The organism is Pseudomonas sp. CP-1, from assembly GCF_021213715.1.
Taxonomy (GTDB): domain Bacteria; phylum Pseudomonadota; class Gammaproteobacteria; order Pseudomonadales; family Pseudomonadaceae; genus Pseudomonas; species Pseudomonas aeruginosa.
Map to the genome: position 1 here is coordinate 1 of NZ_JAJQKY010000026.1, position 12271 is coordinate 12271.

Genomic DNA, 12271 nt, shown 5'->3' on the forward strand with positions numbered 1-12271 from the left:
GGAGTCGGTCGGCATCCTGGTGGAGCACGGTATCAGCGGCTTTCGCGTCACACGGGCGCTGGACGAGATGGCGCGGTTTCGCGGCTACCCGAAAGCGAGCCGCACCGACCAAGGGCCCGAGTTCACCGGCAAGGCACTCGATCAATGGGCCTATCAGCGCGACATCAAGCTGAAGCTGATTCAGCCTGGTAAGCCCACGCAGAATGCCTTCATCGAGTCGTTCAACGGTAAGTTCCGGGACGAATGCCTCAATGAGCACTGGTTCTGTTCGCTGGCCGAAGCGAGAATCCGCATTGCGGCCTGGCGGCGGGATTACAACGAACACCGACCGCACAGCGCGATTGGCAATCTCACCCCGGCAGAATTTGCTGCAAGTTGGCGAACTCGCCAGCAGCAACTGAAGCAGGAAAAATTAATATCAACCCCAGGGCCTACTAACTAGGCAGCGGTACTAAAACTGGGGCAGGTCACGCCTGACTGTTGCCTTCTTGGCCGATTGGAACGCAGCCCAGTAGAGACCTCAGCTAAGCAAAAAGCCCCTGCGGACTCGCGTCAGCAGGGGCTTTTACTTTCAAGCTACAGGCAAATTACTTTGGCCGAACCGCTTAACTCTGGCCGAAGTGGCAAATAACTTTGCCCGCCTACAACCTGTCACACGTCCAGGTTCGACACCGCCAGCGCGTTGCTTTCGATGAAGTCGCGGCGCGGCTCCACGGCATCGCCCATCAGGGTGTTGAAGATCTGGTCGGCGGCGATGGCGTCCTCGATGGTCACCTTGAGCATGCGCCGGACGTTCGGATCCATGGTGGTTTCCCACAGCTGCTCAGGGTTCATCTCGCCCAACCCCTTGTATCGCTGGATGCTGTGGCGCTTGGTACCTTCGGCCATCAGCCAGTCCAGGCCGTCCTTGAAGGCGCTGATCGGGCGCTTGCGCTCACCCTTCTGCACGTAGGCGCCGTCTTCCAGCAGGCTGTTCAGCTGGTCGCCGAGCAGCGACACCGAGCGGTAGTCATTGCTGGCGAAGAAGTCACGGTTGAAGGTGACGTAGCTGGACAGGCCGTGGGCCACCAGTTCCACCTCGGGCAGCCAGAGGTGGCGCTCGCGGTCTTCGCGCAGGCTGGCCTTGTAGGTCAGGCCAGACTTCTCGGCGGCGGTCAGGCGCGCCTGGAACTTCTCCAACCAGCCCTGCATGGCCGACTCGTTAGCCAGGTCGTCCACCGACACGGTAGGCAGGTAGATGAAGTGCTCGGTCAGCTCCTGGGGGTACAGGCGCGACAGGCGCTTGAGGGTGGCGATCACCCCGCGATACTCGTTGACCAGTTTCTCCAGCGCTGCCCCGGACAGGCCCGGAGCGTGCTCGTTGACGTGCAGGCTGGCGTCTTCCAGGGCCGACTGGGTCATGTACTCTTCCATGGCCTGGTCGTCCTTGATGTACTGCTCCTGCTTGCCGCGCTTGACCTTGTACAACGGGGGCTGGGCGATGTAGATGTAGCCACGCTCGATCAGCTCGGGCATCTGGCGGAAGAAGAAGGTCAACAGCAGGGTGCGGATGTGCGAACCGTCGACGTCAGCATCGGTCATGATGATGATGTTGTGGTAGCGCAGCTTGTCGATGTTGTACTCCTCGCGGCCGATGCCACAGCCCAGGGCGGTGATCAGCGTACCGACCTCCTGGGAGGAGAGCATCTTGTCGAAGCGTGCCTTCTCGACGTTGAGGATCTTGCCCTTGAGCGGCAGGATCGCCTGGGTCCGGCGATTACGGCCCTGCTTGGCGGAACCGCCCGCGGAGTCACCCTCCACGATGTACAGTTCGGAGAGCGCCGGGTCCTTTTCCTGGCAATCGGCCAGCTTGCCGGGCAGGCCGGCGATGTCCAGCGCGCCCTTGCGGCGGGTCATCTCGCGCGCCTTGCGCGCGGCCTCGCGGGCACGGGCGGCGTCGATCATCTTGCCGACCACGGCCTTGGCTTCGTTGGGATTCTCCAGCAGGAAGTCGGCGAAGTACTTGCCCATCTCCTGTTCCACCGCAGTCTTCACCTCGGAGGAGACCAGCTTGTCCTTGGTCTGCGAGCTGAACTTCGGGTCCGGTACCTTCACCGAGATGATCGCGGTGAGGCCTTCGCGGGCATCGTCGCCGGTGGTGGCGATCTTGAACTTCTTCGCCAGGCCTTCGGCCTCGATGTAGTTGTTCAGGTTACGCGTCAGCGCCGAACGGAAACCGGCCAGGTGGGTGCCGCCGTCACGCTGCGGGATGTTGTTGGTGAAGCAGAGCAGGTTCTCGTTGAAGCTGTCGTTCCACTGCAAGGCGACTTCCACACCCACGCCGTCCTCTTCACGCTGGACGTTGAAGTGGAATACCTCGTTCACCGCGGTCTTGTTGGTGTTCAGGTACTCGACGAAGGCCTTCAGACCGCCTTCGTACTTGAACAGCTCCTCCTTGCCGGTACGCTCGTCGCGCAGCAGGATGCCGACTCCGGAGTTGAGGAAGGACAGCTCGCGGATGCGCTTGGCCAGGATGTCCCAACTGAAGTGGATGTTGCTGAAGGTCTCCGGGGACGGCTTGAAGTGAACTTCGGTACCGGAGCCATCAGTCTCGCCCACTTCGCGCAGTGGGAACTGCGGAACGCCGTGGTGGTAGACCTGTTCCCAGACCTTGTTGTGGCGACGGATGGTCAGGCGCAGCTCATGGGAAAGCGCGTTCACCACCGAGACGCCCACACCGTGCAAGCCGCCGGACACCTTGTAGGTGTTGTCGTCGAACTTGCCGCCGGCGTGGAGGACGGTCATGATCACTTCCGCCGCAGAAACCCCTTCTTCCTTGTGGATATCCACCGGAATACCGCGTCCATTGTCGCGGACAGTGATCGACTCATCCGTATGGATGGTGATGCTGATTTCGCTGCAGTAACCGGCCAGCGCTTCGTCGATGGAGTTATCCACCACCTCGAACACCATGTGGTGCAGACCGGTGCCATCGTCGGTGTCGCCGATGTACATGCCGGGGCGCTTGCGTACGGCATCCAGCCCCTTCAGCACCTTGATGCTGGAAGAGTCGTACGTGTTGTTCTCGCTCATGCTTCACTCCCGATGGTCGTGGTCTGAGAGACTTTTCCATGTTCCACGTGGAACATGGATACCGGCGTATCCGTGCGCCAGCCGTCTTTCAATAGTTGCGGGTCCACGCAGGTGATGAATACCTGGCAACCCAAATCTTCAAGCAAGCGGCAAAGAGCCATTCGATGCTGCTCATCCAGTTCCGAGGGCAGGTCGTCCACCAGGTAGACGCACTGTCCGCGCTTGGCGCGATTGATCAGATGGCCTTGGGCGATGCGCAGGGCGCATACCACCAGCTTCTGCTGACCGCGCGAGAGAATCTCCGCAGCGTTATGACCTGCCAACCGTATGCGAAGATCCGCACGCTGCGGTCCCGCCTGGGTGTGGCCCATCTGCTGGTCGCGCAACAGGCTGGAAGCCAGGACCTCCAGGAGGTCCCGGTCCTTGTCCCAGCCTCGGTAGTAGCTAAGGGTCAGGTCATCCAGTGAAACCAATTCGGCGAGTGTTTCCTCGAATACCGGTTTCAACGCCTGGATATAGCTTCTGCGGTAGGCATCGATCTCATCGCTGGCCAGGCTCAATTCCCGGTCCCAGGCCGCTTGCGACGCGGGGTCCAGTTTACCATGCCGGAGCCAGGAGTTCCGCTGGCGCAGCGCCTTCTGCAGGCGCTGCCAGACGGGCAGAAACCGAGGTTCCACGTGGAACACTCCCCAATCGAGGAACTGTCGGCGGATCTTCGGCGCTCCCTCGAGCAACCGAAAGCTGTCCGGGTTGATCAGTTGCAGTGGGAGAGTTTCCGCCAATTGAGCCGCACTCCGGGCATTCTGCCCATCGATGCGGATGGTGAACTCGCCCTGGCGCTCACGGGAAATCCCCAGGTTGCTGGCGATGCCGTTGGCCAACATCACCTGGCCGAATACGGTGCAGGCCGCTTCCTCATACTGGATCACCGGCTGCAAGCGCGCACTGCGGAATGAACGCGCCAGGCCCAGCAGGTGGATGGCTTCGAGCACACTGGTCTTGCCGCTGCCATTATCGCCGTAGAGGATGTTGATGCGAGGGGAGGGGGAGAGGGTCACCGGGTGCAGGTTGCGCACCGCGGTGACCGAAACGCGGGTCAGGGACATTCAGCGTGATTAGAGGCGCATCGGCATGACGACATAGGCAGAATCGTCATTGTCGGCCTCGTGGACCAGGGCGCTGCTGTTGGAATCGGAAAGGATGAAGCGGACCTGCTCGGTACCGATCACACCCAGCACGTCGAGCAGGTAACTGACGTTGAAGCCGATCTCCAGGTTGCCGCCGTTGTACTCGACCTGCACTTCTTCCTCGGCCTCCTCCTGCTCCGGGTTGTTCGCCTGGATTTTCAGCAAACCGTTGGAAAGCTGCAGGCGAATGCCGCGGTACTTTTCGTTGGAGAGGATCGCGGTACGGCTGAAGGCTTCGCGCAGTTGCTGGCGGTCGCCGACCACCAGCTTGTCGCCACCGCGCGGCAGTACGCGTTCGTAGTCCGGGAACTTGCCGTCCACCAGCTTCGAAGTGAAGGTGAATTCGCCAGTGGTGGCACGGATATGGTGCTGGCCCAGGACGATGCCGACTTCGCCGTCCTGCTCGGTGAGCAGACGAGCCAGTTCGAGGATGCCTTTGCGCGGCACGATCACCTGGTGGCGGTCCTGCGACGGGATCTGCGCATCCAGCGAGCACATGGCCAGTCGGTGGCCGTCGGTGGCGACGGAGCGCAGGGTGCCACCGTTCACTTCCAGCAGCATGCCGTTGAGGTAGTAACGCACGTCCTGCTGGGCCATGGCGAAGCTGGTGCGGTCGATCAGGCGACGCAGCTTGCTCTGGGCAATGCTGAAGTTCAGCGAGCCGGGACCTTCCTCTACGGTGGGGAAATCGTTGGCCGGCAGGGTGGACAGGGTGAAGCGGCTACGCCCGGCCTTCACCAGGAGTTTCTGCTCTTCGACACGGATGTCGATCAGCACGTCGTTCGGCAGGCTCTTGCAGATGTCCATCAGCTTGCGCGCCGGTACGGTGATCTCGCCGGGTTCGGCGGCATCTTCCAGTACCACGCGACCAACCAGCTCGACCTCGAGGTCGGTGCCGGTCAGCGACAGTTGCTGGCCTTCGACCACCAGCAGGACGTTGGAGAGAACCGGCAATGTCTGGCGGCGTTCCACGACGCCGGCGACCAGTTGCAGCGGTTTCAACAGGGCTTCGCGTTGAATGGTGAAATGCATGGTCTAGTCCCTTGCCTCGTGGGCTGCGTCAGGTTGTCAGGGTACGCAGCAGGTTCTTGTAGTCCTCGCGGATATCCGCGTCGGATTCCCTAAGTTGAGCGATCTTACGACAGGCGTGCAACACCGTGGTGTGATCCCGACCGCCGAAGGCCACGCCGATCTCCGGCAGGCTGTGGTTGGTCAGCTCCTTGGAGAGCGCCATGGCCACCTGGCGCGGGCGCGCCACCGAGCGCGAACGCCGCTTGGACAACAGATCGGATATCTTGATCTTGTAGTACTCGGCGACGGTGCGCTGGATGTTGTCGATGCTGACCAGCTTGTCCTGAAGGGCCAACAGGTCCTTCAGCGACTCGCGAATCAGCTCGATGGTGATCGGCCGGCCCATGAAGTGCGAGTGGGCGATCACCCGCTTCAGCGCACCTTCCAGTTCGCGCACGTTGGAACGGATGCGCTGGGCGATGAAGAAGGCCGCATCGTGCGGCAGCTCGATCTTCGCCTGCTCAGCCTTCTTCATCAGGATCGCCACCCGGGTTTCCAGTTCCGGCGGCTCGACGGCCACCGTCAGGCCCCAGCCGAAGCGGGACTTCAGCCGCTCTTCCAGGCCTTCGATTTCCTTCGGATAGCGGTCGCTGGTGAGGATCACCTGCTGGCCGCCTTCGAGAAGGGCATTGAAGGTGTGGAAGAACTCCTCCTGGGAGCGCTCCTTACGGGCGAAGAACTGGATGTCGTCGATCAACAGTGCGTCCACCGAGCGGTAGAAGCGCTTGAATTCGTTGATGGCGTTGAGCTGCAAGGCCTTCACCATGTCCGCGACGAAACGTTCCGAATGCAGGTAAACCACCTTGGCGTTCGGGTTCTTCTTCAGCAGGTGGTTGCCCACCGCATGCATCAGGTGGGTCTTGCCCAGGCCGACGCCACCGTAGAGGAACAGCGGGTTGTAGCCGTGCTTGAGGTTGTCCGCCACCTGCCAGGCGGCGGCACGGGCCAACTGGTTGGACTTGCCCTCGACGAAGTTCTCGAAGGTGAAGGTACGGTTGAGATAGCTGGTGTGCTTCAGCGCGCCTTCGACCTGGACGTTGCGCTCGGTGCGTACCGCAGGCGCGGCTCCGGCCGGCATGGCGGCGGCCAGCGGATCGATGCTGGGTTCTTCCGCCTCGTAGGGGTCGCTCGACACGCTGGGAGCCGTCGTCACTGGCGGCAGCTCTTCACGTGGCACCACCACGGGCGCGGCCGATACCGGCTGCACTGGCGCCGGCGGCGGAGCAACCGGAGGCGGGGGAGCCACGTGGGTCTGCGATGGGACGATGGCGGCGCGCGGCGTACGGCTACGCTTGCTGCCTATTAATAAGGAAAGGGCGGGCAACTGACCCTCGCCGCGTTCACCGAGCAGTTCCAGAAGCCGACCGAGGTATTTCTCGTTCACCCAATCGAGGACGAAACGGTTGGGTGCATACACACGCAATTCGTCGCCTTCGGCTTCGACCTGCAAGGGACGGATCCAGGTGTTGAATTGTTGGGACGGCAGCTCATCGCGGAGAAGATCCACGCACTGCTGCCAAAGTTCCACGGACACGGATATCCCCCAAAGATTGGAAAGGCGGCACAACGAAATAAGCGCCTATTGTAGCCGGACGGGCCGGACTTATCCACATGCCGATGCGCTGAGGCCCCAAGCAAATCAAGACCTTAATAAAAGCAGGCAGGCCGACGGACGGTCGTCCTGTACTTTGTGGATAACCCTTGCTTTGAAGGGGGTACATCCCTGCGCACAGCCGTGTGGAAAAAACCGCTGTGGATAACCATCTCGTTCATCCCCAGGCTTCGCTCAGGAAGGAAACAGCCTCGACACCGGTTCTCGACAACCTTTTGCCTGCCGGAGAAACACGCAGTTGCTGGGCTTCGTCGAGTTATGCACAGAAAAGCGCCGTCCCAAGAGCATTAACCGTTTCTATCCTTTAAAAGAAAAATGACTTCCTTGTATCTATCTATTACGTCATCGCTGGTTGGAAATTGACCTGCCCGTTCGATTTCACTAGAATCGCCGGTCTCTTTAAACGGGGTCACTGCGACCTCAAGTCGTCAACCCAGGTACCGAATCATGAAACGTACTTTCCAACCCAGCACCCTCAAGCGCGCTCGCGTCCACGGTTTCCGCGCCCGTATGGCCACCAAGAACGGCCGTCAGGTTCTGTCGCGTCGTCGCGCCAAAGGCCGTAAGCGTCTGACCGTCTGATTTATCCGGTACGGGTGGTGAGTCGGGACTTCGACCGGGACAAGCGTCTACTGACAGCCCGGCAATTCAGCGCAGTCTTCGACTCTCCGACCGGCAAGGTCCCCGGCAAGCACGTCCTGCTGCTGGCGCGCGAGAACGGTCTCGATCACCCCCGCCTGGGCCTGGTGATCGGCAAGAAGAACGTCAAGCTCGCCGTCCAGCGCAATCGCCTCAAACGCCTGATCCGCGAATCGTTCCGCCATAACCAGGAAGTCCTGGCTGGCTGGGATATCGTGGTGATCGCGCGCAAAGGCCTGGGCGAACTGGAAAATCCGGAGCTGCACCAGCAGTTCGGCAAGCTCTGGAAACGCCTGTTGCGCAATCGACCTCGCACGGAAAGCCCTGCTGACGCCCCTGGCGTGGCCGACGGTACTCATGCATAGGTCGATGCCCGCGCATCCCGATCCCTGTAGTGTCATCCCCCCTTCGATGACCCGGCACCGTCGTTCCCAGCCAAGTTGTACTTCCCTAGCGTACGAGGCTATCGCGCAGCATGGCCCGCGACGCAATGGTCGCCCGAGTGCGGTTTCCTCCACTCGGCTCCATCACTGGCAATCCCGTAGCCGCGATCTGCTACTGTCAGTTTCCTTCAAGCACCGCCCTTTCTCGATGGCCGAGTAACCATGGACATTCAACGCTCGATTCTCATCGTCGCCCTTGCAGTCGTGTCCTACCTGCTGGTTCTCCAGTGGAACAAGGATTACGGTCAGCCTGAGCTGCCCGCCGCCAGCGCTTCGATGAACACCACGCAAGGCCTGCCGGACACTCCGTCCGCCTCGGGCACCAGCAGTGACGTTCCCACTGCCCAGAGCAGCGCGGCCGGCAGCGAAGCCGCCGACAAGCCGGTTGCGGTCAGCGACAAGCTGATCCAGGTGAAGACCGACGTCCTCGACCTGGCCATCGATCCCCGTGGCGGCGATATCGTCCAGCTCGGCCTGTTGCAGTATCCGCGCCGCCTGGACCGTCCGGACGTGCCGTTCCCGCTGTTCGACAACGGTCGCGAACGTACCTACCTGGCGCAGAGCGGCCTCACCGGTGCCGACGGCCCGGACGCCAGCAGCGCCGGCCGCCCGCTGTTCCACAGTGCGCAGAGCAGCTACCAGTTGGCCGACGGCCAGAACGAACTGGTCGTGGACCTGAGCTTCAGCCACGACGGTGTCAACTACATCAAGCGCTTCACCTTCCACCGTGGCCTGAAAGCCGATTGCTCGGACAAGGAAAAGGCTCAGAAGAAGATCGAGTGCATCAATGAAAACGCCTATCAGGTCGGCGTCAGCTACCTGATCGACAACCAGAGCGGCAAGACCTGGAGCGGCAACCTGTTCGCCCAGCTCAAGCGCGACGGCAGCGCCGACCCGTCCTCGACCACCGCCACCGGGGTGTCCACCTACCTCGGCGCCGCGGTCTGGACCCCGGATTCGCCGTACAAGAAGATCTCCACCAAGGACATGGACAAGGAACAGTTCAAGGAGTCCGTGCAGGGTGGCTGGGTCGCCTGGCTGCAACACTACTTCGTGACCGCCTGGGTTCCGACCAAGGGCGAGCAGCACCAGGTCATGACCCGCAAGGACGGCCAGGGCAACTACATCGTCGGTTTCACCGGCCCGACCCTGAGCGTTCCGGCGGGTAGCAAGGTGGAAACCGACCTGACCCTGTATGCCGGCCCGAAACTCCAGAAGCACCTGAAGGAACTCTCCCCGGGCCTGGAACTGACCGTCGACTACGGTTTCCTCTGGTTCATCGCCCAGCCGATCTTCTGGCTGCTGCAACATATCCACAGCCTGATCGGCAACTGGGGCTGGTCGATCATCGCCCTGACCGTCCTGATCAAGCTGGCCTTCTTCCCGTTGTCCGCCGCCAGCTACCGTTCGATGGCGCGCATGCGCGCGGTGTCGCCGAAGATGCAGGCGATCAAGGAACAGCACGGCGACGATCGGCAGAAGATGTCCCAGGCGATGATGGAGCTGTACAAGAAGGAGAAGATCAATCCGCTGGGCGGCTGCCTGCCGATCCTGGTCCAGATGCCGGTCTTCCTCTCCCTCTACTGGGTACTCCTGGAAAGCGTGGAAATGCGCCAGGCGCCGTGGCTCGGCTGGATCACCGACCTGTCGGTGAAGGATCCGTTCTTCATCCTGCCGATCGTCATGGGCGGCACCATGCTGATCCAGCAGATGCTCAACCCGACCCCGCCGGACCCGATGCAGGCCAAGGTGATGAAGCTGATGCCGATCATCTTCACCTTCTTCTTCCTCTGGTTCCCAGCCGGTCTGGTGCTGTACTGGGTGGTCAACAACTGCCTGTCGATCGCTCAGCAGTGGTACATTACCCGCAAGATCGAGGCAGCCGCGAAGACCGCCTGACGTCTATCGCGAAAACTGTCCACAACAAGACGCCCCCTCGAGGGGCGTCTTGCTATCCGGAGATATCCACATGCAAGCCGCCACCGAAACCATCGTCGCGATAGCTACTGCCCAGGGCCGCGGCGGCGTGGGAATCGTCCGCGTCTCCGGCCCCCTCGCCGGACAGATGGCCGTGGCCGTGAGCGGACGCCAGCTGAAAGCCCGGCATGCGCATTACGGACCGTTCCTCGATGCCGGTGGGCAGGTGATCGACGAAGGCCTGTCACTGTATTTCCCCGGCCCGAACTCGTTCACCGGCGAAGACGTACTCGAACTGCAGGGGCACGGCGGCCCCGTGGTACTCGACCTGCTGGTGCAGCGTTGTCTGGAACTGGGTGCCCGCCAGGCGCGACCGGGCGAGTTCAGCGAGCGCGCGTTCCTCAACGACAAGCTCGACCTGGCCCAGGCCGAAGCCATCGCCGATCTGATCGAGGCCAGCTCGGAGCAGGCCGCGCGCAATGCATTGCGTTCCCTGCAGGGCGAATTCTCGCGCCGGGTACATGCATTGACCGAGCAACTGATTTCCCTGCGCATCTATGTCGAAGCCGCCATCGACTTCCCCGAGGAAGAAATCGACTTCCTCGCCGATGGCCATGTACTGGGGCTTCTGGAAAAAGTACGCACAGAATTATCCACAGTGCAGCGCGAAGCTTCCCAAGGCGCCCTGCTGCGCGACGGCATGACCGTGGTCATCGCCGGACGACCGAATGCCGGCAAGTCCAGCCTGCTGAATGCCCTGGCCGGTCGCGAGGCGGCCATCGTCACGGACATAGCCGGCACCACCCGCGATGTACTGCGCGAACATATCCACATCGATGGCATGCCCCTGCATGTGGTGGACACCGCAGGCCTGCGGGATACCGAGGACCATGTGGAAAAGATCGGCGTGGAACGTGCGCTGAAAGCCATCGGCGAAGCCGATCGCGTGCTGCTGGTGGTGGACGCCACCGCCCCGGAAGCAGCGGACCCGTTTTCCCTATGGCCGGAGTTTCTCGACCAGCGACCGGAACCGGGCAAGGTCACCCTGATCCGCAACAAGGCGGATTTGTCCACAGAGTCCATTGGCCTCGAGGAAAGCGCGGACGGCCACGTCACCATCACCCTCTCGGCGCGCACCGGCGCCGGCCTGGAGCTGCTGCGCGAACACCTGAAGGCCTGCATGGGCTTCGAACAGACCGCGGAAAGCGGTTTCAGCGCCCGCCGGCGCCACCTGGAGGCGCTGCGCCAGGCTGGCCAGGCGCTGGAGCATGGCCACAGCCAACTTATCCACAATGGCGCAGGCGAGCTGCTGGCCGAGAATCTGCGCCAGGCCCAGCAGCACCTGGGTGAAATCACCGGCGCATTCACCCCCGACGACCTGCTGGGTCGCATCTTCTCGAGTTTCTGCATCGGCAAGTAATGGGGCTCGGCCCACGCCGAGTTGTGGATAACCAGGGCAAGGTTCGCTCCGGTTCTGCGTACTTTCCTTTCACTGTGCCCCTTGCCGCCGACACTCAACCACGCAGGCATGGATTGCCGGCGCGCCGCTTCGTCCCGGAGAAAACCATCTGCGCCGATGTCGGTCTGCATGGGATGGATATCCACCTGGGAGAGGTTTATGCACAGGCACCGCGCTCCGATCCGGAGTCCGCGAAGGCGCTGCGCTGTGGTCAATCTCCCTCTCGAACGGCGTATCTATCCCGTTGTCTCGCCTGGCGCTATCGCCACGCGCCGGGACGTTCCGTGCACGCAAGACAACCCGGTAAGCGATTTACCCACAAGCCTGGAAGAGATTCTGCGAAAAGAGCTGTTGCAGACCCTGGACTCCGTCGATACCGGCCAGGCGCGGCCCTCGCCTTCGGCTCCCAAGGCGTCCCAGGGCGAGCACTCGGACACTACAACATGGAGATCGTAGCCAACCTGGCGGTATGGCTCGGCGGCGAATGCCATGTCGGACAGATGATCGACTGGTTCGGCAGTTACGACCGCACTAGCGGGCTCAGTGCTCGGCTACTGCTGCGCAAACCCGCTAACGAGGGCTCCGAGCGGGATTTCCAGGTCTCCGCCAAGCGCCGCTTCGAGCGCCTGTCGTCATCCATCGATACGCTGGAAAGCGGCAACGACTGAGCCTTTCCCACGCCTTTCCACCTCCTTCTTCCTACCTGGCTGCGGTCCTGCCGCGGCCCGGATACGCTCGCCTGAAACCTGTGGAAAACCCCAGGGACAGGAGGGTAGATAAACCCGCCGAAGCTCTGTGCATAACTCCACATGTTGATAACGAGCCATTCCATCCACAGCTAAAAAACGCTTATCAACAGGGCCCAGATAGG

9 protein-coding genes and 1 pseudogene are annotated in these 12271 nt (G+C 61.8%); 6 read left to right on the forward strand and 4 right to left on the reverse strand.

Annotated features, from left to right (window positions below; all coding sequences use genetic code 11):
* On the forward strand, positions 1-442 hold a 442-nt coding region (locus tag LT948_RS29900), incomplete at its 5' end, for an integrase core domain-containing protein (protein ID WP_232197149.1).
* Between the two features lie 209 nt (positions 443-651).
* Here the strand turns inward: LT948_RS29900 and gyrB are convergent.
* The 4 genes and pseudogenes from gyrB to dnaA all read right to left on the reverse strand — a co-directional run bounded on the left by gyrB (position 652) and on the right by dnaA (position 6864).
* Entirely contained in the window at positions 652-3072 is a 2421-nt protein-coding gene (gyrB, locus tag LT948_RS29905) for a DNA topoisomerase (ATP-hydrolyzing) subunit B (RefSeq protein ID WP_003097268.1), read from the reverse strand.
* Between the two features lie 3 nt (positions 3073-3075).
* Positions 3076-4178, reverse strand: a pseudogene (gene recF / locus LT948_RS29910) (DNA replication/repair protein RecF).
* 9 nt (positions 4179-4187) lie between these two features.
* Entirely contained in the window at positions 4188-5291 is a 1104-nt protein-coding gene (dnaN, locus tag LT948_RS29915; protein ID WP_003097262.1) for a DNA polymerase III subunit beta, read from the reverse strand.
* Positions 5292-5319: 28 nt separating this feature from the next.
* Positions 5320-6864, reverse strand: coding sequence for a chromosomal replication initiator protein DnaA (gene dnaA / locus LT948_RS29920; protein WP_023083824.1), 1545 nt, complete (start codon positions 6862-6864; stop codon positions 5320-5322).
* 525 nt (positions 6865-7389) lie between these two features.
* On the opposite strand from dnaA, the gene rpmH reads away from it, so the two are divergent.
* The 5 genes from rpmH (at position 7390) to LT948_RS29945 (ending at position 12068) form a co-directional block, all read left to right on the forward strand.
* Positions 7390-7524, forward strand: a complete 135-nt coding sequence (rpmH, locus tag LT948_RS29925; protein ID WP_003100258.1) for a 50S ribosomal protein L34 — start codon at positions 7390-7392, stop codon at positions 7522-7524.
* Between the two features lie 14 nt (positions 7525-7538).
* On the forward strand, positions 7539-7946 hold the full coding sequence (rnpA, locus tag LT948_RS29930) for a ribonuclease P protein component (RefSeq protein ID WP_023092815.1): 408 nt from the start codon (positions 7539-7541) through the stop codon (positions 7944-7946).
* A gap of 240 nt (positions 7947-8186) precedes the next feature.
* Entirely contained in the window at positions 8187-9923 is a 1737-nt protein-coding gene (yidC, locus tag LT948_RS29935; RefSeq protein ID WP_003097255.1) for a membrane protein insertase YidC, read from the forward strand.
* A 70-nt stretch (positions 9924-9993) separates the two neighbouring features.
* The gene (gene mnmE / locus LT948_RS29940; protein WP_023092814.1) at positions 9994-11361 is read left to right on the forward strand and encodes a tRNA uridine-5-carboxymethylaminomethyl(34) synthesis GTPase MnmE; all 1368 of its coding nucleotides are present in this window, start codon (positions 9994-9996) and stop codon (positions 11359-11361) included.
* 482 nt (positions 11362-11843) lie between these two features.
* On the forward strand, positions 11844-12068 hold the full coding sequence (locus LT948_RS29945) for a hypothetical protein (protein ID WP_003097251.1): 225 nt from the start codon (positions 11844-11846) through the stop codon (positions 12066-12068).
* Positions 12069-12271: the final 203 nt, after the last annotated feature.